The sequence below is a fragment of the Catenulispora yoronensis genome (genome assembly GCF_039531695.1).
In the GTDB taxonomy this organism is placed as follows: Bacteria; Actinomycetota; Actinomycetes; order Streptomycetales; family Catenulisporaceae; genus Catenulispora; species Catenulispora yoronensis.
In genome coordinates this window covers 39,621-64,209 of record NZ_BAAAQN010000037.1, presented here as the reverse complement: position 1 = coordinate 64,209, position 24,589 = coordinate 39,621, and the positions used below count along the sequence as shown (strand labels likewise).

Here is a 24,589-nt window from a genome sequence, read left to right as displayed (position 1 = left end):
TTGAAGGAGACGTTCTCGGGCGGACTCCGGCCTCCGGTTTGTCGTATCGCCCTCCGGCTCGCTACCCTTACTGTCTGAAATTTGCTGGCTTTCGTGGTGGGGTGGTGGCTGTGGCTGTCCGGGGTACCGTGGTCTCTTTTGACCGCATCAAGGGATATGGCTTCGTCGCGGCAGAGACCGGTGGCGAGGACGTGTTCCTTCATGTCAACGACCTTCTGGATGATAAAAACCTGCTCGGTCCGGGCAGCATCGTCGACTTCGAGATCGAAGACGGCGATCGCGGCCCGAAGGCGTCGCAGGTCTCGGTGGTGAAGTCGTCGCAGCGCTCGGACCTCGGTTCGAGCCGTCAGCGGACGGTGGACGCCGACAACGACGACATGTGCGACGTGCTCTCGGTCGCCGAGTTCGAGAAGGAGATCACCGAGATCCTTCTGCACGCGGACCCGACGCTGAACGCGGCGCAGATCCTCGCCGTGCGCAATCGGGTGAAGCAGGCCGCGCAGAACCACGGCTGGGTCGACCGGTAGCTCCGGTCGCCCGGTCCGCGGATCGGCGGTTCATCGCGCCACGCCCCAGCAGTAGTGCTGGGGCGTGGCGCGATGTGCTTTGTCCGGCCGGATCACCCGCCGGGATCACCCGCTGGGATCAGGTCCCGAGGACCTCGGCGAACTCCAGCCAGCTCTCCGCGTACTGGCGGGCCAGGCTTCCCACGATGTTCCGGGCGTGGGAGGGCACGACAGCGGTCAGCTGCTCCCACTCGACCGTCGCGTTCTGTTGCAGCAGCCGCAACAGCAGCCGGCCCTCCTCCTTCAGGCGCAGCGAGGGATCCCGCAGCAGCCGTTCGAGGACGGTCACCGGATCGGGCTTCACGGCCGGGCCGACGCCGGGGCGGCCGCGGACCGGGTCGCCGTCCCGGCGCAGGGTCTCGGCCGGGGCCGGCGTCCGCGCGGGCGGCACGGAAGCCGTCGCGAGGCGGACCGCCGGCACCGACGCCTTCTGCCGCGGAGCCGTCGAAGCCGGCGGGCGGCCGGCCAGGACGCGCTTGCGCACGTCGCTGACGGTCGTCGGCGACAGGCCGGTCAGCCTGGCGACGTCGCGCAACGACGCCTCGGGCATCTGGGCGATCAGCTCCGCCGCGCGCCAGCGGCTCTCGACGCTGCTGAGCGGGCGGACCCTACCGTCGGCGCCGACCCGGGCGGCGGGCTGGGCCACCGGGCCGACCAGGTCCCGCCGGATGCCGGCCACGGCCTTGGCGCCCAGGCCCGAGGCCCGGGCGATGGCCCGGTCCGACATCTGCGGGAACATGGTGATGATGCGGCCGGCGGCGGCCTGCCGGTCCTGCCGGGACAGCGGCAGGCCGTGGGCGGTGTTGGCCTGCACCGCCCGCAGGAAGGCCTCGTCCTGGTCGCCGTCGAAGAACTCGGCCTGGATGGTCGAGCGGCCGCTGAGGATCGCGGCCAGGACGCGGTGCATCCCGTCGATCACCCGCATGTCCGAGCGGCGGACCAGGATCGGCGGCAGCGGCTCGGCCGTCTCGGCGAGCCGGGCCACATGCTCCTGGTCCGGGCCGTCGGAGCGGATGTCGACGCATTGTCCGAGCGCCGCGATGGCGATCTCCACGGAGCGTCGCCCGCCGAGGGCGGCGGCGGGCAAGGGCATCCGGGTGGATCGGGCGACGGTCGGTTCGGTCTTCGGCATTCGTACGAGCGCGGTTTCCGGGGCCGCCACTTGCGCGGCTCCCATGTGTTGGCCCAACACGAGCACCCCCATGCGATGGTTCCTCACTGAGTCCGGCCAGCGACTCCGCGAGCGGTCGAGCATCCCCCCTTACGCCCCGCGCAGTCCGTCGGCGCACCAACAGGCGCACGTCGGCGGCCGCCGTGAATACAGCCGTCGACGAGTAATACTCGAGCAACGAACCCAATATCACCGGGTCGGCGAATCGCCGTCAAGTTAGATATCAGACATCTTATATTCGTCGCCCAATCGATACCGAACGGGCGCCGCGGGCCGACCGGTCAGACCCGGTGCGGACCGCGGTGGCGGCCGTCGGGAGCCGGGGCCGCAGCGCCAGGCCAACGGCCCTTCGACTGGAAATACTCCTCCGCGATCGGGGACTCGCTGAACTCCAGAAGTCCGCCGACTTTCCGCTCCAGGATCGCGCGCACCTCGCCGGGAGTGGCGAAGAAGAACTCGCGGCGCTCGTTGACGCAGTTCACGCGGCGGTGTGCGAAGGCTTTGTGGAGCTCGTTCTCCAGCGCGATCGCGTCCTCGGAGAAGAACAGGGCGTGGACGTCGTAGCGGAACGGGACCGAGGCGTCGCCGAGCTCGCGGACCCGCTCCATCGGCTCCAGGCGCCTGGTCATGCCGATCTTCACGACGTGCGGACCGAAGGCGCCGATGTTGGAGATGACGTAGACGTAGCCGGCGCGGATGTTCGCGATGCGGTAGTCGTTGGTCGCGATCGCCCGCTCGATGTCCGCGAGGCGGCCGGCCAGTTCGGCGGCCGCGTGCTCGTCGCCCTTGGCCCGCAACGACTCCAGGACCGTCGTGTAGTGGCCGCGTTCCTTCTCCAGACGCTCCCGCTCCGCCGCGAGTTCGGCCTCGGCGCGGCGCTGCTCGCGGAGCGTTTCGCGTTCCTCGCGCGCCTTCTCGCGCTCCTCCTGGACCTTCACCTGGAAGTCGGCGGTCAGCTCCAGTTCGGTGACGCGCAGGGCGTGGTAGTCGGGGTTGATCCGCATCTCCATGATGACGCCGAGCTTCTCGATCGCGGTCACGGCGGATTCGAGGCGCCTCTTGGCGGTGTGGACGTTGCCGGAGCGGAGGGAGCGGACGCAGTTGTCGGCCTCGGCGTTGTAGGCGCGGAGCATGAGCTTGGAGAGGTCGGTGACGAGCCGGCGGCCCTTGGCCAGCGATCCGCCGAAGGTGAACAGCTCGGCGGCGAGGATCGCTTTGCCGGACTTGATCGCGGCGTCGATCTGGTTCTCCAGGTCGCGCAGGCGGTCCTTGTAGGCCGCGGCGTTCTCCAGGGGGTGGTGGTAGCGGTAGATGCCGACGTCCTGGAGGACGCGCTGGTCGGAGAGTTCGAGGACTTCTTCCGGGGCGGCTTCGGGGGCACTGCTCCGGGCCGTGGCGAGGGCGGCTTCGAGCGATGCGATGCGGGCGAGGAGGGTTTCGGTGGGCGGTGCGGGTGCGGGTGCGGGAGCTGTTGTGGGCGCCAGTATCGGTGCTGGTGCTGGTGCCGGTGCCGGTACCGATGTGGGTGCGGGCGCGGGTGGTGGTGTGGGTGCGGGCGCGGGTGGTGGTGCTGGTGTGGGTGCTGGCTTCGTCTCGGCGTCCGGATCGGGCCCGGGGTCGCCGGCTTCCTGCACGAACAGCTGCCAGCCCTGGGGCGGCGTGGGCCAGGAGGGGTCCGGCACCCAGCCGGGCGGCGGGGTCCAGCCCTCGGGCGGCGTCGGCCATCCCGGCGGCGGGTTGAACCGCATCGGTCACACGCTCCGGGCCGCGCGGACGTCGCGGGAGGCGTCGGCGGGCGTGAGGTCAGCCGGGGATCTCGACAGCGTGGCGCCGAGATGTTCGAGCGTGGCCTTCGGGACGACGTTGGACAGGTCCAGCTTGGTGAAGGCCTCGCGGTCGGCGGCGACCACCGCCAGGGGGACCATGACCGGGAGGCCGGTCGCGGCGGCGAGGGTGTCGACGCCGACGGTCAGGGCTATGGAGTGGATCTTTCCGGCCCGGTCGGCTTCGAAGACCTCGTGCAGCGTCCGGAGGGCGACCTGCCACACGGCGTTGGCGTAGCGCTCCTTCTGCTCCCGGGCGGACAGGGCGACGGTGGTGATCTCGTCGCGGGCCTTGACGTAGCGGTGCTCCTTGACCGTCGGCATCGTGCCCGGCGCCGGCACGGTCGCGGTCAGCGCCAGCTCGCGGCCCTGGAGCGTGAAGGTGTGGTCGTGCTCGACGGCGAAGGCCTCGGGATAGACGGAGTTGGCGAGCACGATGCCGACGTACTCGTCGATGGCCGACTCCACGTCGAAAGCCAGGCCGTTGATCAGCTTGTCGAGCTCGGCGTTGCGCGCCGCGGCCTGCGCCTCCCGCGCCTCGCACTCGGACCGGTACGCCGCCTCCGCCTCGGCGAGCTTGCGCAACCGACTCTTCTCGGCCCCGTCGCGGTAGACCAGGCCACGCTGATAGATCTCGCGCGCTTCCCGATCGGCGTGGGCCCAGTGCGCGTCCGCCGCGTCGAACGCCGCCCGCGCCTCGGCGACGACCTTCTCGTGCCGCTTCTTCCCCCCGAAGGCGGCCCCCAGCCCGGCCGGCGGCACCGGCTCCCGCCACACCGGCGGATCCCACCGCTGCGGCAGCGGCACCTCGGGCGTCTCCACCGCCAGCGCCCCGGGCTCGAACGCGGGATGCTCGACCTTGGTGACCTTCAACGCGGCCAGGTCGACGTGGTCGTCGACCCCGAGGGTCGAGACCAGCAGACCGTCGAGGTCCGCATACTGCGCGGCGAGGTCGGCGTTGAGCTCCGCGACCTCGGCAAGCCGCGCGTCGGAGTGCAGCCGCGCGGCCTCCTTCTCCGCAGCCTTCTGCTCGGCCGCCGAAGCCCGCGCGGCGGTCGCCTGCGCCCGCTCGTAAGCACGCCACGCCCGCTCGGACTGCCGCTGCGCCGCCACATGCGCCCGCTGCGCCGCGGCCTCCTGCTGTCGACGCCGCTTCTCAGCCTGTTGCGACTGATACTGCAATTCAGCGAAGAATCCGCGGCGCTTTGCCACCACAACCCCCACACGGTCTTTCCGGATCCCGGGACCGCGTCAGCTTACTTGCACGTCGTGGCCTTGTTGCCATTTACGGACACCATGAAAACCCCACCCCATGCCACTAATTTCCGCACACCCCGCGAACACAAAGGAAAACCTCAATCAATAACCACCGATGATGCGGAACCGAGAAAAGGATCAAAAAGCAAGATCTTCCCAAGCGATCCGCAGTTCGAACGGCTCGGGGAACTCGATACCGGCACGGCCGGGCTCCCAGTCACCCACGGCGACGTAGACGGCGGACCGCAACGGCTTCACCGCCAACCCGGCAGCACCCGCCGCTTGGGAGTGTCGGATCCGGAGAGCACTTCGCCAACCAGGACCACATCGGCCGCGGTCGTGTCGGCACCCCGGGGCAGACGCCTGCGAATCAGGAAGTCGGGGGTCAAGAAGCTGGATTTGTCGGCGGCGAAGAAGACATCGGTCCTTACCTCAACCTGCCAGGTCGGCGACTTGCCCAGCCGGTCGTCCACCACAACTCGCCGGGCGGATCGCTCCAATTCATGAACTCGGGGGCATGAGGACCCGACATGCCGCCTCCGCTCCGTAATAGCCGCTGCCCCAACGTACCGGAATCGCTCCGCTCCCGAGCCGGCCTCGTGTCGTCGGCCTCACCCAGTTGACATCGCAGCCAGTTAGTTCGACACTCTAACCATGAGTGAGTCGAACCAACTGGTCGGGATGCCCGCGGAGCGCGTGGTCGATGCCGTGCAGGTGCTGGTGCGGCTGCGGCGGACGTTGGAGCGGGTGGAGACGGGCTTGAGCCTGCCGCAGTACCAGCTGCTGGCGATGGTGCGCAGTGGGGGTGAGCGGTCGGCGCGGTTGGCGGACAAGCTCGCGGTGCGGAAGCCGACGTTGACGGCGGCCGCTGATGCGTTGGTGGGGGCCGGGTTCCTGGAGCGGGAGGCCGATCCCGGGGATCGGCGGGTGGTGCGGGTGCGGATCACCGAGGCGGGGCTGGTCGCGCTGCGGACCGCTGAGAAGCAGTTGGCGGTGGCCGTGGCGCCGCTGCTGGCGGACGCCGCGGACCATCTGGAGGGAGGGGCGGACGCGTTGCTGGAGTGCTTCGACGCGTTGGGCGGGGCGCTGAATCGGCGTTTCGCCGAGCATCGGGCGCGGCATCTGGCTGCGGAGGAGCAGCGGGGCGAGTAAGGGTACGACGACAAGGGGTGGATGTGACGAACGGTGAGCGCTACGGGGCGCCCGAGAACAAGTCCGATGCCGTGAGCAGGCATGACGCGGGTACGGCCGCCGTCGGCGCGACGGGTGAGGATCCGCGCGCCCAAGACTCGCGCGCTCAAAATTCGCGCGCCCAGAACCGGCGCGCTCCGAAAAAGACCTCGGCGGAGGCGAGCGCTCCCGGCGCCGCCGCCCCGCCCTCCTGGCTCCGCCGCCTCATCGCCATCACCTGGGGCTACCGCCGCAGCGTCGTCATCGCCTTCGGCGGCTCGCTCGTCGCGATGGCGGCGAACGCCGCGATGCCGCTGATCCAGCGCCACATCATCGACGACGTCATCATCACCCGCCGCTCCTCGCTCGCGCCGTGGATCGCGGTGGCGCTGGCCATCGCCGTGGCCAACTTCTTCGGCACGCGGATGCGGCGCTACGTCGGCGGCAAGCTGTCGCTGGACGTCCAGTTCGATCTGCGCAACCGCATCTTCGGCGCCCTGGCCCGCCTCGACGGCGCCCGGCAGGACGAGCTCGCCACCGGGCAGCTGATCTCGCGCGCCACCTCCGACGTCACCATGGTGCAGGGCCTGCTCGGCATGATGCCGATGATGGTCGGCAACATGCTGCTGTTCGTGGTGGCGCTGACCGTGATGGCCTTCCTGTCCCCGCTGCTGACGGTCGTGGCCCTGGCCACCGGCCCCGGCCTGTGGTTCGTGTCGCTGGCCGCGCGCAAGCGCCTGTATCCGGCGACGTGGGAGGCGCAGCAGCAGGCCGCCGGGCTGGCCGGCGTGGTGGACGCCGCGGTCGGCGGCGTGCGGGTGGTCAAGGGCTTCGGGCAGGAGGAGCAGGAGCTCGCGAAGCTGGAGGCCGCCGGGGAGCGCCTGTACGCCTCACGGCTGCGCGCGGTGCGGTTCACGGCGCGCTACAACCCGGCGATCATGGCGATCCCGGCCATGGGCCAGGTCGGGGTGCTGCTGCTCGGCGGCTGGCTGGCGCTGCGCGGCACCATCACGCTCGGCACGTTCCTGGCGTTCTCCACCTACCTGGCGCAGATGCTCGGCCCGGTGCGGATGCTCTCCTCGCTGATGACCCTCGGACAGCAGGCACGCGCCAGTGTGGAGCGGATCTTCGAGATCATCGACTCCCAGCCCGTGGTCACCGAGCGGGCCGACGCCCGGGTGCTGCCGCGCGAGGCCGCCGGGGTGGAGTTCGAAGCCGCCGTGTTCGGGTACGTCGCCTCGCGCCCGGTGCTGCGGGGCCTGGACCTGACGGTCCGCCCCGGGGAGACGGTCGCGCTGGTCGGCACCTCCGGCTCGGGCAAGTCCACGGTCTCGATGCTGCTCCCCCGCTTCTACGACGTGCAGGGCGGCGCGGTCCGGGTCGGCGGGCAGGACGTCCGCGACGTCACCATGGACTCCCTGCGCGAGGCCATCGGCCTGGTGATGGAGGACAGCTTCCTGTTCTCCGACTCCGTCCGGGCCAACATCGCCTACGGCCGCCCGGACGCCACCGACGAGCAGGTCCGCGCCGCGGCCCGGATGGCCGAGGCCGACGAGTTCGTCGAGCAGCTGCCGCTGGGCTACGACACCGTCGTCGGCGAGCAGGGCCTGACCCTGTCCGGCGGCCAGCGCCAGCGCATAGCCCTGGCCCGGGCGCTGATCACCGACCCGCGGGTGCTGATCCTGGACGACGCCACCTCCGCGGTCGACGCCCGCGTCGAGGCCGAGATCCACGACACCCTGCGCCGCGTGATGGCCGGGCGCACCACGGTGCTGATCGCGCACCGCCGCTCCACGCTGGCGCTGGCCGACCGGATCGCGGTGCTGGACGCCGGCCGGGTGGTGGACACCGGCACGCACGAGGAGCTGACCGCGCGCTGCCCGCTGTACCGGCTGCTGCTGTCCGGGCCCGGGGACGACGCCGAGGGCATCGACGCCGGGGACGTGGCGAGGGCCGCAGCGGTCGCCGACTCCGCGAGCGCCGCCCTCGTCCCGGCCCAGAGCCAAGGCGCGGCCGACCAGCTCGGCGCGCACCTCCGCCCCGGGCCGGAGCCCCAGGTCGACGGCATCACCCCGAGCCTGTGGCCGCCCGCGGAGGACACGGCGTCCCCGCTGGCCGGCGCCCGCGGCGACGCCCAGGCGCTGCCCGGCATGGGCGGGGTCGGCCGGCCCGGCGGCGGAGGAGGGCCGGGCAACGGCTTCGGCGGTTTCCTGGCCTCGATGCCGCCGACCCCGGAGCTGCTGGCGAAGGTCGCCGCGCTGCCGCCGACCACCGAGGCGCCGCGCGTCGACTCCGCCGGGGCGCGCGCCGCCGATCCCGGGTTCTCGCTGCGGACCCTGCTGCGGCCGTTCCGGCTGGCGCTGCTGCTCGGCCTGCTGCTGGTCGCCGCCGACGCCGCGGCCGGGCTGGCGCTGCCGGCGCTGATCCGCAACGGTGTCGACTCCGGCATCCTGGCGCACTCGCTGTCGACGATCGTCGGCGTGTCGGTCGCCGCGCTGGTGGTGGTGCTCGCCGACACCGGGATCAACGCCTTCCAGTCGGTCGTGACCGGCCGCACCGGCGAGCGCCTGCTGTACTCGTTGCGGGTGAAGGTGTTCGCGCAGCTGCAACGCCTGGGTCTGGACTACTACGAGCGCGAGCTGTCCGGGCGCATCATGACCCGGATGACCACCGACGTGGACGCGCTGTCGACGTTCCTGCAGACGGGTCTGCAACAGGCGGTCGTCAGCGTCCTGTCCTTCTTCGGGATCGTGGTGGCGCTGTTCGTCATCGACTGGAAGCTGGCGCTGATCGCGCTCAGTGTGCTGCCGCCGCTGCTGATCGCCACGGCGGTGTTCCGCTCCAAGTCGAGCAAGGCCTACACCGAGGCCCGGGAGAAGGTCTCGGCGGTGAACGCGGACCTCCAGGAGAACGTCGCGGGCATGCGCGTCACCCAGGCGTTCCGCCGGGAGGGTGCCAACGCCAAGCGGTTCGCCGGGCTGTCCGACGAGTTCCGGGTCTCGCGGCTGCGCGCGCAGAAGTACATCGCCACGTACTTCCCGTTCGTGCAGGCGCTGGCCGACGTCGCCGGGCTGCTGGTGCTGGCCGGCGGCGCGGCCCGGGTGCACTCCGGGGAGCTGACCGCGGGCGCGCTGATCGCCTACCTGCTGTACATCGACATGGTGTTCTCGCCGGTGCAGCAGCTCTCGCAGGTGTTCGACGGCTACCAGCAGGCCGCGGTGGGCCTGCGCCGGATCGGGGACCTGCTGCGCACCGCGCCGTCGACCCCGGAGCCGGAGCGGCCCGAGCCGGTGCCGGCGCGGCTGGGCGACATCGTGTTCGACGACGTCAGCTTCGCCTACGGCCCGGACTCGCGGCCGGCGCTGGACGCGGTCAGCGTCCGGATCCCGGCCGGGCAGACGGTGGCGCTGGTCGGGCAGACCGGCGCCGGCAAGTCGACGTTCGTGAAGCTGGTCGCCCGGTTCTACGACCCGACCGAGGGCGCGGTCAGCGCCGGCGGCCGCGACCTGCGCGCCTACCGGCTCGCCGACTGGCGGCACCGGCTCGGCGTGGTGCCGCAGGAGGCGTACCTGTTCGACGGCACCGTGGCCGAGGCCATCGCCTACGCCCGGCCGGACGCGGCGCCGCGCGAGGTCGAGGCGGCGGCGCGGGCGGTCGGCGCCGAGCAGATGATCGCCGGGCTGCCCGGCGGCTTCCGCTACCGGGTGTCCGAGCGCGGCCGGAACCTGTCGGCCGGGCAGCGGCAGCTGTTGGCGCTGGCCCGCGCCGAACTGGCCGACCCGGACGTGCTGATCCTGGACGAGGCCACCTCGGCGCTGGACCTGGCCACCGAGTCCGCGGTGACCCGGGCCGAGCGGGCCCGGACGGCGGGCCGGGACGGGCTTGGACGGGGCGGTGCCGGGCGGGGCGGTGCCGAGCGGGACGGTGCCGAGCGGGACGGCACCGGAGGCGACGGCGCCGGCCGGGTCCGGACCACGCTGGTGGTCGCGCACCGGCTGACCACTGCGGCACGCGCCGACCGGATCCTGGTGCTGGACGGCGGCCGGGTCGTGGAGGACGGCACGCATGCCGAGCTGGTCGCGGCCGGCGGGACGTACGCGGCGCTGTGGGAGGCGTTCGCGACCGGGCACGAGGAGCCGGAGGAGCAGGCGGCGGCGGTGGTGGGGTAGCCCGGGCCGACCCGTCCGGCCCAGCGGCCCGGTTCCGGGCCGCCGTCCGACGAGCCGGGCGGCGGCGCGGAGCCCACACTGGGGCCATGGACGACGACGAGCTGAACCGCAGGATCATCGACCTGGCGCGGCTGACCTACACCGCGGTCAAGGACCCGGCGGCGGCCGACGGCTCGGCGCTGGACCGGAGCATGCGGGCCCTGGCCGGCGACCTCGGCAACGACCTGACCAAGGCGCTGGGGATGGCGCTCGGGCTGTTCGGCCACTTCGCCGCCTCGGTCGAGCAGCGGTTCCCGAGCGTCGACGTGCCGGCGTATCTGCGGCACGTCGGCGGGCACGCCGAGCCGGACGGCGAGAGCGGGTGACGGAGTCGCCGGGCCGGGTGATCAGACCGGTGGTCAGACCGAGTGACCGCCCGGGCGACGAGACGGAGCCGGGGCCCGCCGTAAAAGGGCCCCGGCTCCGTCGTCGGTTCTGACAGTACAGACGTCTCAAAACTCTCAGACCGTCCGAACGACTCAGATGTTCTCTTATGTTCTCAGACGTTCTCAGGCAACTGCCAGTCGACCGGTTCCTGCCCGAACCCGGCCAGCGCCTCGTTGACCGCCGAGAACGGCTTGGAGCCGAAGAACTTCTTCGCCGACAGCGGCGAGGGATGCGCGCCCTCGACGATGGCGTGCCGCGAGGTGTCGATCAGCTTCGCCTTCTTCTTCGCGTGCGCACCCCAGAGCACGAACACCACCGGCTTCTCACGGGCCGAGACGTCCTTGATGACGGCGTCGGTGAACTTCTCCCAGCCGCGGTCCTTGTGCGAGGCCGGCTCGTGCGCGCGCACGGTGAGCACGGTGTTGAGCAGCAGCACGCCCTGGTCGGCCCAGGCCTGGAGGTAGCCGTGCTTGACCGGGGCGATGCCCAGATCGGTCTCCAGCTCCTTGTACATGTTCCGCAGCGACGGGGGGATCCGCACGCCCGGACGGACCGAGAAGCACATGCCGTGCGCCTGGCCGTCGTCGTGGTACGGGTCCTGACCGATCAGCACCACCTTCACGTCCTGATAAGGCGTCGCGGCCAGGGCGGCGAAGACCTCGTCCTCGGGCGGGAACACCTGGTGCTCGGCGCGCTCGGTTTTAAGGAAGGCCTCCAGGTCGGCGAAGTACGGCTGCTCGGTCTCGGCGGCCAGCACCGGCGCCCAGGAGGCGGGGATGTTTTCACGCATGGGTAGAACCTATCCGGCGGCCCCGACAGCCCTGCCCGGCGTCGGAAAACTCCTCCCGAAAAAAGTTTTGGACTCGATGTATCAGGGGCGCGTCCTGCGGCTCTTGTAAGTGTGCGGGTCGGGGGGCCCGCGGGTGTGGTCCACGTCGGTGTGATCTCTAAGGGGGGACGCGCCGCCGGCCAGACCGGGTGGATGTGGTGTGCCGTGACGCCGGGGGGTGGGTGCGGCACACCACTGCCAGGTCGAGGAAGCGATCGCACCGGCACGGAGGTAAGAGGGGGTCCTGCAGGGGGGTACGGGGATGCACCACCTGAGGGGGAGAGCTTGGGGGAGCTCGTAAGGCACGGCCCGGGGGGGTCCACGGGGGACGTACCAACGGGAGGGGGCCGCAGGCGGGACTGGGACGGGGGTCCAGTTCCGCCTGCGGGCATTGACGGTGCAGCATTACTGCTGACAACAGAGTTTTCCTAGGGAGGGCAGATGAGGAACCACGCTGTGCGTCTGGCTCGGCTGCTGGAGACACACCCTGACGTCGTCCACATCGACGGCGCCACCGAGGCGTTGATCAAGAAGGACGAGCTGCTGGTGCTCGGCACCCACGCCGACGCGGTGCACGAGTCCGCACGGCGCTGGATCGACACCCGGGAGGACTTCGCCGAGCTCGGCGTGGCGCGGCTGCGGCTGCGCCCGGGCGCCGGAGTGGACACGGCGGGGCTGGTGCACGACCTGCGGGGCGGCGCGGGGGCGCACCGGCGGACGAGTGTCACGCCCAACCATGTGCTGCGCGGCGCGCCGGACATGACCGGCGGCCCGTTCGGCCCGCCGGCCCCGGCCGCGGAGCTCGCCGCGCCGGCCGCCGGGCCCGACACCGGGCGCCGCGCCGTCGTCGGCATCCTGGACACCGGCATCGACCCGCACCCGTGGTTCGCCGGCTCGGAGTGGTACGGGGCCTGCGGCTCGGACGAGTACGAGGTGCTCGACCCGGCCGCCGACTGGGACCTGGACTCCGAGACCGGGCACGGCACGTTCATCGCCGGCGTGGTGCTCCAGCAGGCCCCGAACGCCTACCTGCGGGTGGAGCGGGTCCTGGGCACCGACGGCGTCGCCGACGAGCTGGAGCTGCTGCGCGGCCTGGCCCGGATCCAGGCCCGGAGCGCCGCGGCCGCGGACCGGCTGGACGTGGTCAACCTGTCGCTGGGCTGCTTCACCTTCGACGACCGGCCCTCGCCGGTGCTCAGCCACGCGGTCGCGCACCTGGCCCGGCACTCCGTGGTGGTGGCCGCGGCCGGCAACGACGACTCCGACCGCCCGTACTGGCCGGCCGCGCTCAAGGACGTCACCGCGGTGGCGGCGCTGGCCCGGGAGGACGGGGAGGACGGCCCGGAGCGGGCGTCGTTCTCGAACTACGGCTGGTGGGTGGACGCCGCCGCCCCCGGCGAGCAGGTGACCAGCAGCTTCCTGACCCACGGCCGGGAGAACGGCCAGGACTTCCACGGCTACGCCGCCTGGAGCGGGACCAGCTTCGCCGCTCCGTACGTGGCCGGCCGGATCGCGGCCCTGATGTCCTCCAAGGACATGACGGCCCACGACGCCGCGCGCGAGGTCCTGGACCCGGCCGCCGGACTCCGGCTGCCGGACCTGGGCGTCGTGGTGTCGGCGGGCAGCTGAACCGGACCCGCACCGCCCCCCGCCCCGAAGACAGTGAGAAGGCACGACATGGACCGCTCCCCCGCGCTGCTGCTGAAAGCGGCGGCGGACGGCGATTCCGAGGCCTGGAACCAGATCGTCGACGACTACCACCGTCTGGTGTGGTCGGTGGCGCGCGGGTTCCGGCTCTCGGTGGCCGACGCCGCCGACGTCAGCCAGACCACCTGGCTGCGCCTGGTCGAGAACCTGGACCGGATCCAGAACCCGGACCAGCTGGCGGGGTGGCTGGCCACCACGGCCCGGAGGGAGGCGTTGCGCCTGCTCCGCAAGGCGCAACGCGAGATCCCGGACTCGGAGGAGGCCGATCAGAACGTCTCGTTCTTCGGCGCCGTGGAGGACGACGGGGATCCGGCGGCGGCGCTGGTCGCCGAACAGGAGCGCAGTGAGCTGTGGCAGGCGTTCGCGACCTTGTCCGAACGCTGCCGCAGCCTGCTGCGGGTGGTCGCGGTGACCCCGCTGGAGAGCTACGCGGCGGTCGCCGAGGCGCTGGGCATGCGAGTGGGCTCGATCGGGCCGACCCGCTCGCGCTGCCTGGAACATCTGAAACGGGCCCTCAAAGCCCTGACCAGCGTGCCGGGGACGACCGGCCCGTGAACACAGCAGACCGACACACCAGCACACACGATCAGGGACACGGATCCAGGGGGAACAACGATGTCTAAGGTGACGAACGGGGCCTCGGCGGAGGACATCGGGCTGCTGTCCGCCCTGGGCGAGATGTTCGACGAGGTGGACCCGGTGCCGCCGGAGGTGGTCTCGGCCGGGTACGCGGCGTTCACCTGGCGCACCATCGACGCCGAGCTGGCCGAACTGGCCGAGGACTCGCGGCTGGCCGGCGCCGGCTCGGTGCGCGGCGCCGACACCCGGCTGCTGACGTTCGAGGCGCCGAGTGTGAACGTGGTGGTGGAGGTCACCGAGATCGGCGACCGGCGCAAGCTGGTCGGCCAGCTGATCCCGGCGTGTTCGGACACGCTGCGCATCGAGCATCCGGCCGGCGCGACCACGGTCGCCGTCGACGAGCAGGGCCTGTTCAGCGCCGACGCGCTGCCGGCCGGGCCGGCGCGGGTGGCGTTGACGACGCCGGGCGGCGGCGCCGTGATCACCAGCTGGGTGACGGTCTGAGGGCTGTCGACGGCGGTCCGACGGCCGCCTGGCAGCTGCCTGACAGGTGCCCGGCAGCCCGCCTGACGGCCGTCCGACAACCGCCTGAAAACCGCCCGGCAACCAGTCGGCGACCGTCCGCGGGCCGGAGGACCGACCGCGACCGGACGGACAGACGGACACAGCCTCGGCCGCGACCGCGACTTCCCCCGCGGCCGCCGCCGAACCTCGATCGCCGCCGCGTGCGGGGCGCGGCGGCGAATCCTCACGCCCGCGGGTGTGAGGATTCGCGCGGGATTTGAGACAGTGTCCGCATGCCACTTTCGGCCGACCGGCTCCCCCGCGCGCTGGAATCCGTGGACCTGGTGCTCGCCGATCCCGCCGCGGGCCGCGCCGCCGCCGAGGCGGTGCTGGCCGAGGCCGGTGACGACGAGGCCGCCGCGGTCGCCCTGCGCGCGCTCGGCCTGTCCTGGAAAGAGAACGGCGACCTGAAGCGCGCGGTGCGGACGCTGCGCCGCGCCGTCGCCGTGGCCGAAGGATGCGGCGAGCACTACCGCGCCGCCGAGGCCCGGATGTCGCTGGTGGTGATCCTGTCCGACCTGGGCCAGACCGAGGCGGCGCTGGCCGAGGCCACGCTGGCCGCGTCGGTGCTGACCGGCGCCGACTCGGCGCGGCTGGACGTCAACCTGGGGCTGGTGCTGATCCGCATCGGCCGCACCCCCGAGGCGCTGGCCGCCTTCGACCGCGGACAGCCGGTGCTGCGGGCCGTCGGGGACGCCCGCTGGGAAGCGCTGCTGCTGAACTGCCGAGCCGTGCTGCACCTGTACGCCGGGCGCTACCGCGAGGCGTCGGTGAGCCTGCTGCGCGGCGAGCGGCTGACCCGGGACGGCGGCTACAACCTGCTCAACGCCATGATCCTGCTGAACCTGGGGTACCTGGCCCGGGTCACCGGCAACCTGCCGGAGGCCCTGGACCGCCTGGACTCGGCCGCCCGGCTGTACGCGGCGCACGGCAAGCGCGGCACGAACCTGGTCGCCGACCGCGCCGACATCCTGCTGGCCGCCGGGCTGGCCGCCGAGGCCCGGATCACGATCGCCCAGTCCATCGCCGAACAGGAGAACAGCGGGTTCCGCTACAACCTGGCCGAGGCGCACCTGCTGCACGCCCGCACCGCGCTGGCCGACGGCGACGCGGGCGAGGCCGCGGCGGCGGCCCGCACCGCGCGCGGCATGTTCGGCCGGCAGCGGCGCGGCGCCTGGGCCGACCTGGCCCGGCACGCCGAGATCGCGGCCCGCTTCGCGACCGGGGAGCGCAGCCCGGCGCTGCTGCGCGAGGCCGAGGGGCTCGGCGACCGGCTGGCGGCGGCGAAGTGGCCGGTGGCGCCGCACGAGGCGCGGCTGCTGGCCGGGCGGGTGGCCGTGGACCTGGAGCGGCCGGAGCAGGCGCGGGTGCTGTTCGAGCAGGTGGCGCGGCACCGGCACCGGGGCGTGGCCGAGGTCAGGGCCCTGGCCTGGCACGCGCAGGCGCTGCACGCGCTGAGCGCCGGGCGGCCCACGGCCGCGGAGCAGGCGCTGCGGGCCGGGCTGCGGGTGCACGCGGAGAACAACGCGGTCCTGGGCGCGACCGACCTGCGGGCGCACGCCGCGGCGCGGGGCGAGGAGCTGGCGACGCTGGGATTACGGCTGGCGCTGGAGCGCGGGGACGCGCGGGCGGTGCTGCGGTGGGCCGAGACGTGGCGGGCGGCGTCGCTGCGGCGGCGTCCGGTGCGCCCGCCGGACGACACGCAGCTGGCCGAGGACCTGGCGCAGCTGCGGCGGGTGGTGGCCGAGCTGGCGGAGAAGGAGAACTCGACGACGCGGGCGGCGTCCCGGGCCGAGGTGTCACGGCTCAACGCCGAGCGCCTGCGCCTGGAGGCGGCGGTACGGGACCGCTCGCGGTACGCGCGCGGGGCCTATGCGCCGGAGCCGCCGTTCTCCCCGGCGGGGCTGGCCGAGGCCCTCGGCGGGCGGGTGCTGGTGGAGTTCGTGCGGCTGGACGACGACCTGCACGCGGTGACGGTGCGGGACGGAGTGGTGCGGCGGCACCGGCTGGGGTCGTACGCGCAGGTGCTGCGGCAGCTGGACGTGGTGCGGTTCACGATGAACCGGATGTCGCGGCGCTTCGGGTCGCCGGTGATGCAGAAGGCGGCGGTGGAGGCCTACGACCACAGCCGGTCGGTGCTGGACGGGCTGCTGTTCGGGCCGCTGCGGCGCGCCATGGACGCCGGTCCGGAGACCGACGAGGCGGTGCGGCCGCTGGTGATCGTGCCGACCGGATCGCTGCACGCGCTGCCGTGGACGGCGCTGCCGACGTGTGCCGGGCGACCGGTGAGCGTGACGCCGTCGGCGCGGCTGTGGCTGACGGCTTGCGCGGCGGCCTCGGCGACCGCGGCGGCCACCGCGACCGGCCGCGGCACGGTGCTGATGGCCGGTCCCGGCCTGGCGCACGCCGAGCCCGAGATCGCGGCGCTGGCCGCCCGCTACCCGGAGGCCGTCGTGCTCGCGGGCGTGGACGCCACCGCCGCCAACGCCGCCTGGGCGCTGGACGGCGCGATCCTGGCCCACGTGGCGACCCACGGCCGCTTCCGCGCGGACCACCCGCTGTTCTCCAGTCTGGACGCCCACGACGGGCCGCTGTACGTCTACGACCTGGAGCGCCTGGCCTCGACGCCGCAGCTGCTGGTGCTGTCGGCGTGCGAGTCGGCGCTGTCCGGCGTGCGGCCCGGCGACGAGCTGATGGGCCTGGCCTCGGCCGTCTTCGCCCTGGGAACCAGGACCCTGATAGCCAGCGTCACCCCGGTCGACGACGAGGACACCCGCACCCTGATGCTCGCCCTGCACGCCGCGCTGGCCGACGGACGCCCGCCGGCGGCGGCGCTGTCGGAGGCGTCGGCCATGACGGGGATCGGCGGGTTCGTGTGCTTCGGCTTCGGGGGCTGAGGTCGGCGAACGTTCAGTGATGACCGTGGCGGCGCCGACAGCGGACCATGAACGTTTGCGGCTCGAAAACTGAGCCTCAGCGGCTGGTCAGGACGATCGCCCCGATCCCGACCGCGGCCACGACAAGCACGATCACCAGCACGATCAACGCCCCCCGCCGGGACGAGGACGCGGACTGCGCCTGCTCCGGCAGCGTGCCGGCGACGGGGATCGAGGGGACGTAGCGCTCCCCCGACGGGTTGGCGAGCAGCGAGCGTGCCGGCGGGGGCAGGAGCGAGCGTCCGCGCAGCTCCACCGCGGCGACGGCGGACAGGACTGTCGCGCCGGTCTCGGCCAGGGGCTCCCAGGCGGAGGTCTCCGGCGGAGCGACGTGTTCCTTCGAGGCGCCCCAGGCTGGAGGCTTCGGGGCGGACTTCTTGGCGGGCGCGGCCTTCTTCGCGGGAGGGGACTTCTTGGCCGGCGGCGCGCCTGAGGCGGGCGGCTTGGATCCGGGCGATGGCTTGGCTCCCGAAGCAGGCCGCGACTCGGCGCTGCCCTGCTGCCGGCCGCCGTCCGAGGGAGGTGCGGACCGGCCCTCGGCGGACCGGCCCTCGGCGGCACGCCGCGGCTCCGCGCTCCCCGATTGCTGCTCGCCAGCTGCCTGAGGCCCGGACTTGCCTTCGGCGTTCGAGGGCTGCGACCCGTGCTCGCCGGACCCCGCCGATTGTTGCTGCTGGACAGGAATCGGAGGCGACTGCCGCTCGCCAGAGCCTCCGGATCGCGGTCCGGTATTGGTCTGCGGCGCGGATTCGCGCTTAGCGCTCGGAGCTTGCGATTGGCGCTCGCCAGCGGACTGCGGCGCGGACTTGCTCTCAGCACTCGGAGCTTGTGACCGACTCTCGCCAGCAGTCTGCGGCGCGGACTTGCTCTCCACGCTCGGAGCTTGCGATTGGCGCTCGCTCTCAGCCGCGGGCACGATGATGCTGAAGGGCCCCGAGGCGTCGTCCTCGTCAGCAGGCTGGCCGGTCGGCGCGACCTGGGCCTTCAACTTCGCCGGCGCCTTCGGCTTCTCGGTGCTCTCCGCCTGCTTCGGTTGCTCGGCCTTCGGTGGCTCCGCTTCCTTGACCTGCACTGGTTCCAGCGGCGGCACGATCCATGGCTCGTCCAGCGCCGGCCCGGTCTCCAACGCGGCGATCCGCTCCCCCGGTGCCCCCTCGCCGTCGCCGTCGCCCGCGCCCTCGTTCGCGCTCTCCTCCTCAGCCCTCGACTTCCGGTCGTGGGTGGCGAGCCGCTCCAGAGCTGCCCGGAGCCGGGTCGCGACGTCGCGCGCCGACGCCGGGCGGTCCTCGGGCTCGCGGGCCAGGAGTTCGGCGACCAGGTCGACCACCGTGCGGGGGGCTCCGGCGCCTGGAGGGAGGGCGGGGGCGTCCTCGGTGGCCTTCCTGTGCATCACGGCCAGGAAGTCGTCGGCGCGGAAGGGGATCTGGCCGGCGATCATCGCGTAGAGGAGGGTGCCGAGGGAGTAGAGGTCGCTGCGGGCGTCGGCGTTGTGGCCGAGGACTTGTTCGGGGGCGGCGTATTCGGGGGTGCCGGAGCCCTTGACCAGGTCGTCGAAGCGGGCGATGGTCCAGGAGCGGGTGTCGGCGAGGAAGCCGGCTATGCCGAAGTCCACCACTTTGGCGGTGCCGTCGGCGGTGATCAGGACGTTCTGCGGCTTGATGTCGCGGTGCACCACGCGGGCGGCGTGGGCGGCCGCGAGGGCTTCGGCGACCTGGGCGGCGTAGCTCAGGGCGTCGCGGACCGGGAGGCGGCCCTGCTGCATGAGGTCGGCCAGGGTGCTGCCCTGCACCAGCTCCAGGACCAGGTAGATGCGGTCGCGGTGGGCGCCCTGGTCGTAGAGGACCGCGACGTTGGGGTGCACGATCTGGGCCGCGGCGATGCCTTCGCGGCGCAGCCAGCCGGGCAGGTCGGAGGCGGACATGCCGTTGCCGCCGTAGAACAGCTTGACGGCGACGTCGCGGTGCAGCCGCAGGTCGCGGCCGGACCAGACCTCGCCCATACCGCCGCGACCGAGGCGGGTCTGGAGCTGGTAGCGGTCGGCGATCAGCTCGCCGCCCGCGTGTTCGCGCGAGCCGGGCCGGGAACCCGGCCGTTCCGGCACGCCGAACTTCTCAGCGCTCCCGCGGCGTGCTTCGTTCTCGGCACCGGGCATGACGGCCCCCCTTTGACGTCCCCCTGGCCTGCGCCTTCCATTTTGGCGCGGACGACGGTGCGCTGTCCGCGAATCCCGGCAACGCGCACCACGAATTGGGGGTGCTTGTGGACGAGAAGGGGCGTGGAGCCGGTTCGGCTCCACGCCCCTTCCGGAACAACCCTGAACAACCCGACCGATCAGCCGATCCGATCAGCCGACCCGCCGGCCAACCGATCCGCTCGGCCAACCAATCCGCTCAACCGCCCAGCCGCCCAGCCGCCCAGCCGCTCAGCCGACCGAGCCGCCCACCCGCTCAGTCGATCCGCACCGTGCCGCCGGCACACGTGAAGTGCACCGCGACCACGCCCGGCTCGTCGGCGTCGACCCAGTCGACGGCCACTTCCTCCAGGGGGTCGTGCTGGTCCGAGCCGCCGATCCAGGTCAGGACCTGGTCGCGGTCGCCGCTGATCTCCAGGCGTTCGAAGGCCGGGGTCGTGCCGCCGCCGGCGCCGGGGCGCTGGTCGGCCGCGACCTCCCAGGCCAGGAAGTAGGGCAGCTGCGGGTCGGCCATCAGGTCCAGCACGCCGATCTGCTTCCACCGCAGGTCGAAGCCGTCGGGCCGGACCCGGTGGCCCTGGGCGGCGGGGCGGCCCAGGCGCTGCTCCCAGCCGGTGATGTCGTCGACGCCGACCACCCAGCCCAGCCAGCCGCCGCCCTCCTCGGCGCGGGCCTTGACGGCCTTGCCGAACGGCGCGGAGTCGGTCGCGGGGTGGTCCAGCGGGGCCACGACCTCCACATAGGAGCCGCCGGCCAGCGGCAGCACGAAGTTGCGGGTACCGAAGCGCGGGTGGACGCCGCCGTCGCGGAACGTCGAACCGAGCAACGTTCCGAGCCGGTTCACCGTGGAGCCGAGCTCGGAGTTGGACACAGCGTAGGAAACGTGATCGAGACGCACGGTTCATACTCTGCCCTGCGGATGCCTCCATAACCCAATCGAGGCCGATCGGGTGCCCCTTACACCGCATTCGGGCACGATCCGCGACAGCGCTGTGACCTGGAGCGATGTCCGATCGTCGGACGGTCCTACCGCCGGTGGCGCCAGGCCGCCGCCCCTACCCTCACCGCCGCCCCCGCCCTCACCGCCGCTTCCACACCGCCTCGCGCTTCTCGGCGAACGCCCGCGGCCCCTCCTTGGCGTCCTCGGTCGCGAACACCGGCCACCCGATCTCCAACTCCCGCGCCAGGCCGTCCGCCTCGCTCATCCCGGCCGCCTCCCGTACCGAGCGCTTGACCGCCTCCACCGACAGCGGCGCGGCGGCGTTGATCAGCCCGGCGATCTCCAGCGCCTTGTCCAGCGCCTTGCCGTCGTCGACGACGTGCCCGACCAGCCCGATGTCGCGCGCCTCGGCGGCGGTGTACGGCCGGCCGGTGAGCAGCATCTCCATGGCGTGCGTGTACGGCACCTGCCGCGGCAGCCGCACCGTCGACCCGGCGACCGGGAACAGCCCGCGCCGCACCTCGAACAGCCCGAAGGTGGCCGAGGCCGCGGCCACCCGGATGTCGCAGGCCTGGATCAGCTCGGTCCCGCCGGCCACCGCGTGGCCCTCGACCGCCCCGATCAGCGGCTTGCGCGGGCTGTAGTGCCGCAGCAGGGCCTTCCAGTGCAGGTCGGGGTCGGCCTTGAGACGGTCGGCGTGGACCGAGCCCTGCGCCATGTTCATCGCCTTGAGGTCCATCCCGGCGCAGAACGCGCCGCCGGCCCCGGTCAGCACGATCGACCGCACCTCGTCGTCGGCGTCCGCCTCCACCCACGCGTCGGCCATCCCGACCAGCATCGGCAGCGACAACGCGTTCTTGGCCTCGGGCCGGTTCATCGTGACGATCATCGTGTGGCCGTCGCGCTCGACGGTGCAGTGCTCGGTGCCGCCCATGGCGTCGCCCGTCCCCTCGTCGTGTCCGCGCTTCGTGTCCGCGCCTCGTGTCCGCGAAACGAGAACACGTTCTATCAAGGGGCGCGAGAATGCAAGACCGTTGGTCGCCGAATGGTCGGCGGGGCGTCACGCGAGCAGGCCAGGATGGGTCGATGACCAGCGATACCAGCACTCCGCGGACGCGGCTGTCCGCCGCCGACTGGCTCCTCGTCCGCCGCCACGTGCGCACTCACCGCGCCGAGCTGACGGCGGCCGCCGCCCGCCGCTACCCCGACCACGTCCACCTGGCCGGCACCGGTCTGCTGGCGCATCCGTCGTTCCTGCCCGAGCGGCCAGTGCCCCTGGACGCGATCGCGCTGACGCTGCACGACGACTGGCCCGCGCCGGACATCAGCGCCCGGAGTCCCGAGGCCGACGGAGTGCTGCCGATCGTGGAACAGGACACGGGAGACTTCCGCGACTACTACCAGGCGGTGGCCGCGCTGGATCCGCCGCGGCTGTTCGAGAACCGGCCGCTCTATCGGCTCACGTCAGTGAACCTGGCAGACACATCGCCGACCCTGGAGTTCGCCGACGGAACCTACTTCGACGCCGCCGGCCTCGGCGATGCCGTCGGGCACGAGTTCGCGGCCGCCGCCATGGCGGGCGACGGCGCGACCCCGCTGCGGGACGCGATCGGCGACCCGTGCGATCCGCGCCGACGGTGCATGCCGCTGGCCGTCAGCGCCCTGACGCTGCGGCAGGACCGGGCGACCGGGACGGCGTCGTTCCCCCTGCATTGGCGCGACCCGGCGCTGGTGGCGCATGCCGGAGGGATGTACCACGCGATCCCGTCCGGGATGTTCCAGGCGGCCGGGCCAGGGGCGCTGAACCGGGCCGCCGATTTCGATCTGTGGCTGGGGATGGTGCGCGAGTACGCGGAGGAGATGGCGGGGGCGGCGGAGGTCGAGGCTGATCCGGAGCGCGGGATGGACTACGCCGGGTGGCCGTTCGCGGCGGCAATGCAGCAGGCGCGCGCGGAGGGGAAGATCCGCGCGCACACGGTGGGGCTCGGGGTGGATCCGCTGACGCTGGCGGTGGATCTGCTCGCGGTGTTCGTCTTCGACGACGACGTGTACGACCACTTGTTCGGCGGCGGGCCGGTCGACAACGAGGAAGGGCGGCTGGTCACCGGAGCGCAAGCAGGGCCCGCGGCCGGGTCCGGCGCGAACGACCAGAGCGCGGGATACGCCTTCGACAGCGCGACGATCGCCGCGCTGCTGGCCTCGGCACCGCTTCAGCCCGGCGGTGCCGCGTTGTTGGCGCTGGCCGATCGGCATCGGGACGTGCTGCTGGGGTAGTGCGGCGCCAGCTGGCGCACGACGGGAAGCTGACCAAGGCGCGGCGCTCGGCATGCCGATAAGGCCTGAAGGCCCGGTGGGTCGGTGGGCTGCCGGGCTGGCGGGCTGGCGGGCTGGCCATCCAGTCGCGAAAAAGTTCAGGTCCGGCCCCGGGGGGAGGGCCGGACCGGTCTCAGGGGTCGGAGTCGCTACTCCGCCGTGGCGTCGACCGCGCCGCTCGAACCGTGGTCATCAGCACCGTGGCCATCAGCACCATGATCAGCCGCGCCACCCGACTCCCCACCACCCGCCGGCGGCCGCTGCGCCTCCGGCAGCTGCGCGGGCAGCCGCATCGCGACCGAAGGCTCGCCGTCGGCGCGCACCCGCGACACCACCATCCAGTCGAACGACGCGTCGCTGTACCCGTCGGCCGCCTCCTCGACGATGAAGTGGTCCGCGGCCTTCGCCACCACGATCAGCCCCGCGCAGCGGCCGGTCGGCGTCAGCAGGACCCGGTAGGGCGCGTGCTGCGAGAAGCACACCAGGTCGGCCACGTCCTCGTCGAAGACCACGCGGGCCCGGCCGTTGGCCAGGTGCGCCGAGCCGGTGAGCTGGACCTCGGCCTCGGGGGCCAGCGGCGAGGTCACCACGCGGTGGCCGGTGCGGGTGGGCAGGTGGGTCAGGGCGGCCAGGCCGCCGGCGGCGATCATCCGGCCGTTGGTGTACAGGCCGCAGTCGCTGGCGTTGACCACCCAGCCGACGACGCCGGTCACCTTGTTGTCCAGGCGGCCGGAGCGGTTCTGGAACCAGCCGGTCGGATACAGGCCGGCGGTGTTGAAGACCTGGGCCGCGTTGCGGTTGCCGGTGTCGACCCAGAGCTCGCCGCCCTGGACGTGGAGGGAGTCGTTGGGGCCGGTGATCGTGATGCGGCCGGTGGTGACGGCTCCGGCGGCGAGAGTGGCGGCGGAGGTGTCGGCCAGGGTCGCCTTGCCGGTGACCTCCAGGGTGGAGGCGACCTTCGCCGGGGCGTTGGCGGTCAGGCCGCCAGTGGTCACCGAACCGGTGGTCAAAGCCCCGGTCACCGTCGCGGAGCCGGTGTTCAAGGCCCCGGTCACCGTCGCGGAGCCGGCGCCCAGGGCGCCGGTCACCGTGGCGGAAGCGGCGGTCAGGGCGCCGCCGGCGGTGATCGTGTTCTGGGCCGCGACGGTCCGGGGCGTCAGGTCGGGGTCGGTGACCACCAGGGTGAGCGCGTCGTACAGATAAATGGACTGATAGCCCGGCGAGGGCGAGTCGTGGGACGGGTCGCCGGTCACCGAGGCGACGAGGACGAACTGGGTGTCGGCGGACAGGCCGCCCGGCAGTTCGTAGGAGGTCTCGGGCCCGGCGTGCAGCGGCGCCGGGTTGCCCTTGGCGTAGAGCTCGAACCAGGTGCCGGTGCTCTCCCAGGCCAGCCGCAGCGGCTGCCCGTTGGCGAAGGCCGTGCCGGGCACGGTGGGCTTGTCCACCGCGACCGCCGTGAAGTTGGTCAGGGTGAAGACAGCCTCCTGCTTGCTGAGCGGGAAGGTGCCGACCTTGGGATTCAAGTCGTCCGGCGAGGTGCCGGACCATTCCTGGATCATGTACGTGAACTCCCCCACCGTAGAGTTGACGGTGCCGACCACACTCAGCACCAACGAGTAGCCGACCCCGTAGTCGGCCTGGTCCCGGCATTGGAAGACGATCGTCGCGAAGGTGCCCTCGCCGAGCCCCAGCTCCTCGCCCTTGACGACGTCCTGGCTGGAGATCGCCCACTTCGCGGTGTTGACCGACGTCAACGGCGGCTCCAGGAAGAGGTCGGCGGCCCCGGTGCCGACCGGGACCGCGACCAGGATCTGGGAGCAGAGCACCCCGGGCGTGGGGTTGAACACCGCGAGGTTGACGCGCGAGGTCGCCGTCGCGCCGGGAGCGTTCACCTGCAACGGGATGGGCGCTGTGGAGAACGCGTAGTCGAGCAGGCATGTCGCCATGG

17 protein-coding genes and 2 pseudogenes are annotated in these 24,589 nt (G+C 72.6%); 10 read left to right on the top strand and 9 right to left on the bottom strand.

Going from position 1 to position 24,589, the window contains the following annotated elements:
* Window positions 1–104: 104 nt before the first annotated feature.
* Window positions 105–527: a cold shock domain-containing protein gene (locus tag ABD481_RS27010; RefSeq protein ID WP_344668568.1), complete on the top strand. Its 423-nt coding sequence runs from the start codon at window positions 105–107 to the stop codon at window positions 525–527.
* Window positions 528–645: 118 nt separating this feature from the next.
* On the opposite strand, the gene ABD481_RS27005 is transcribed toward ABD481_RS27010, so the two are convergent.
* The 4 genes from ABD481_RS27005 to ABD481_RS26990 form a co-directional block, all read right to left on the bottom strand.
* A complete protein-coding gene (locus ABD481_RS27005) occupies window positions 646–1,698 on the bottom strand; it encodes a ParB/RepB/Spo0J family partition protein (RefSeq protein ID WP_344668567.1) in 1,053 nt (350 codons plus the stop codon).
* A 320-nt stretch (window positions 1,699–2,018) separates the two neighbouring features.
* Complete coding sequence (locus ABD481_RS27000; RefSeq protein ID WP_344668566.1) at window positions 2,019–3,485, bottom strand: SNIPE associated domain-containing protein; 1,467 nt, start codon at window positions 3,483–3,485, stop codon at window positions 2,019–2,021.
* A 3-nt stretch (window positions 3,486–3,488) separates the two neighbouring features.
* Window positions 3,489–4,772, bottom strand: coding sequence for a hypothetical protein (locus ABD481_RS26995; protein ID WP_344668565.1), 1,284 nt, complete (start codon window positions 4,770–4,772; stop codon window positions 3,489–3,491).
* Between the two features lie 299 nt (window positions 4,773–5,071).
* On the bottom strand, window positions 5,072–5,290 hold the full coding sequence (locus ABD481_RS26990; RefSeq protein ID WP_344668564.1) for a hypothetical protein: 219 nt from the start codon (window positions 5,288–5,290) through the stop codon (window positions 5,072–5,074).
* A 181-nt stretch (window positions 5,291–5,471) separates the two neighbouring features.
* On the opposite strand from ABD481_RS26990, the gene ABD481_RS26985 reads away from it, so the two are divergent.
* The 4 genes and pseudogenes from ABD481_RS26985 to ABD481_RS26975 all read left to right on the top strand — a co-directional run bounded on the left by ABD481_RS26985 (window position 5,472) and on the right by ABD481_RS26975 (window position 10,521).
* Window positions 5,472–5,969 (top strand): MarR family winged helix-turn-helix transcriptional regulator, encoded by a 498-nt coding sequence (locus tag ABD481_RS26985; protein WP_344668563.1) that lies wholly within the window; start codon window positions 5,472–5,474, stop codon window positions 5,967–5,969.
* 308 nt (window positions 5,970–6,277) lie between these two features.
* A pseudogene (locus ABD481_RS26980) lies at window positions 6,278–9,739 on the top strand (ABC transporter ATP-binding protein); the annotation flags it as partial.
* A 219-nt stretch (window positions 9,740–9,958) separates the two neighbouring features.
* A pseudogene (locus tag ABD481_RS47435) lies at window positions 9,959–10,156 on the top strand (hypothetical protein); the annotation flags it as partial.
* 86 nt (window positions 10,157–10,242) lie between these two features.
* Complete coding sequence (locus ABD481_RS26975; protein ID WP_344668562.1) at window positions 10,243–10,521, top strand: hypothetical protein; 279 nt, start codon at window positions 10,243–10,245, stop codon at window positions 10,519–10,521.
* A 173-nt stretch (window positions 10,522–10,694) separates the two neighbouring features.
* Here ABD481_RS26975 and ABD481_RS26970 read toward each other — a convergent pair whose 3' ends face one another.
* A complete protein-coding gene (locus ABD481_RS26970) occupies window positions 10,695–11,372 on the bottom strand; it encodes a uracil-DNA glycosylase (protein WP_344668561.1) in 678 nt (225 codons plus the stop codon).
* A gap of 480 nt (window positions 11,373–11,852) precedes the next feature.
* On the opposite strand from ABD481_RS26970, the gene ABD481_RS26965 reads away from it, so the two are divergent.
* From ABD481_RS26965 to ABD481_RS26950, 4 genes are all read left to right on the top strand, one after another.
* Window positions 11,853–13,040, top strand: a complete 1,188-nt coding sequence (locus tag ABD481_RS26965; RefSeq protein WP_344668560.1) for a S8 family peptidase — start codon at window positions 11,853–11,855, stop codon at window positions 13,038–13,040.
* A 48-nt stretch (window positions 13,041–13,088) separates the two neighbouring features.
* The gene (locus ABD481_RS26960; protein WP_344668559.1) at window positions 13,089–13,673 is read left to right on the top strand and encodes an RNA polymerase sigma factor; all 585 of its coding nucleotides are present in this window, start codon (window positions 13,089–13,091) and stop codon (window positions 13,671–13,673) included.
* A gap of 60 nt (window positions 13,674–13,733) precedes the next feature.
* Complete coding sequence (locus ABD481_RS26955; RefSeq protein WP_344668558.1) at window positions 13,734–14,201, top strand: hypothetical protein; 468 nt, start codon at window positions 13,734–13,736, stop codon at window positions 14,199–14,201.
* Window positions 14,202–14,494: 293 nt separating this feature from the next.
* Window positions 14,495–17,158 carry a CHAT domain-containing protein gene (locus ABD481_RS26950; protein ID WP_344668557.1) on the top strand — a complete coding sequence of 888 codons (2,664 nt, stop codon included), beginning with the start codon at window positions 14,495–14,497 and terminating at the stop codon, window positions 17,156–17,158.
* 76 nt (window positions 17,159–17,234) lie between these two features.
* Here the strand turns inward: ABD481_RS26950 and ABD481_RS26945 are convergent, their stop codons facing one another.
* The 3 genes from ABD481_RS26945 to ABD481_RS26935 all read right to left on the bottom strand — a co-directional run bounded on the left by ABD481_RS26945 (window position 17,235) and on the right by ABD481_RS26935 (window position 21,262).
* A complete protein-coding gene (locus tag ABD481_RS26945; protein WP_344668556.1) occupies window positions 17,235–19,349 on the bottom strand; it encodes a serine/threonine-protein kinase in 2,115 nt (704 codons plus the stop codon).
* A 295-nt stretch (window positions 19,350–19,644) separates the two neighbouring features.
* On the bottom strand, window positions 19,645–20,286 hold the full coding sequence (locus ABD481_RS26940; RefSeq protein WP_344668555.1) for a VOC family protein: 642 nt from the start codon (window positions 20,284–20,286) through the stop codon (window positions 19,645–19,647).
* A 181-nt stretch (window positions 20,287–20,467) separates the two neighbouring features.
* Window positions 20,468–21,262 (bottom strand): crotonase/enoyl-CoA hydratase family protein, encoded by a 795-nt coding sequence (locus ABD481_RS26935; RefSeq protein WP_344668554.1) that lies wholly within the window; start codon window positions 21,260–21,262, stop codon window positions 20,468–20,470.
* Window positions 21,263–21,414: 152 nt separating this feature from the next.
* On the opposite strand from ABD481_RS26935, the gene ABD481_RS26930 reads away from it, so the two are divergent.
* Window positions 21,415–22,602 carry a transcriptional regulator gene (locus ABD481_RS26930; protein ID WP_344668553.1) on the top strand — a complete coding sequence of 396 codons (1,188 nt, stop codon included), beginning with the start codon at window positions 21,415–21,417 and terminating at the stop codon, window positions 22,600–22,602.
* 188 nt (window positions 22,603–22,790) lie between these two features.
* Here ABD481_RS26930 and ABD481_RS26925 read toward each other — a convergent pair whose 3' ends face one another.
* Entirely contained in the window at window positions 22,791–24,587 is a 1,797-nt protein-coding gene (locus ABD481_RS26925) for a hypothetical protein (protein WP_344668552.1), read from the bottom strand.
* Window positions 24,588–24,589 lie beyond the last annotated feature (2 nt).

Bases quoted from the DNA above. Each gene is read 5' to 3' on its own strand.
- ABD481_RS26975 (WP_344668562.1), top strand. From the start codon at position 10,243: ATGGACGACGACGAGCTGAACCGCAGGATCATCGACCTGGCGCGGCTG.
- ABD481_RS26955 (WP_344668558.1), top strand. From the start codon at position 13,734: ATGTCTAAGGTGACGAACGGGGCCTCGGCGGAGGACATCGGGCTGCTG.
- ABD481_RS26945 (WP_344668556.1), bottom strand. From the start codon at position 19,349: ATGCCCGGTGCCGAGAACGAAGCACGCCGCGGGAGCGCTGAGAAGTTC.
- ABD481_RS26960 (WP_344668559.1), top strand. From the start codon at position 13,089: ATGGACCGCTCCCCCGCGCTGCTGCTGAAAGCGGCGGCGGACGGCGAT.
- ABD481_RS26950 (WP_344668557.1), top strand. From the start codon at position 14,495: ATGCCACTTTCGGCCGACCGGCTCCCCCGCGCGCTGGAATCCGTGGAC.
- ABD481_RS27005 (WP_344668567.1), bottom strand. From the start codon at position 1,698: ATGCCGAAGACCGAACCGACCGTCGCCCGATCCACCCGGATGCCCTTG.
- ABD481_RS26985 (WP_344668563.1), top strand. From the start codon at position 5,472: ATGAGTGAGTCGAACCAACTGGTCGGGATGCCCGCGGAGCGCGTGGTC.
- ABD481_RS27000 (WP_344668566.1), bottom strand. From the start codon at position 3,485: ATGCGGTTCAACCCGCCGCCGGGATGGCCGACGCCGCCCGAGGGCTGG.
- ABD481_RS26925 (WP_344668552.1), bottom strand. From the start codon at position 24,587: ATGGCGACATGCCTGCTCGACTACGCGTTCTCCACAGCGCCCATCCCG.
- ABD481_RS26965 (WP_344668560.1), top strand. From the start codon at position 11,853: ATGAGGAACCACGCTGTGCGTCTGGCTCGGCTGCTGGAGACACACCCT.
- ABD481_RS26970 (WP_344668561.1), bottom strand. From the start codon at position 11,372: ATGCGTGAAAACATCCCCGCCTCCTGGGCGCCGGTGCTGGCCGCCGAG.
- ABD481_RS26935 (WP_344668554.1), bottom strand. From the start codon at position 21,262: ATGGGCGGCACCGAGCACTGCACCGTCGAGCGCGACGGCCACACGATG.
- ABD481_RS26930 (WP_344668553.1), top strand. From the start codon at position 21,415: ATGACCAGCGATACCAGCACTCCGCGGACGCGGCTGTCCGCCGCCGAC.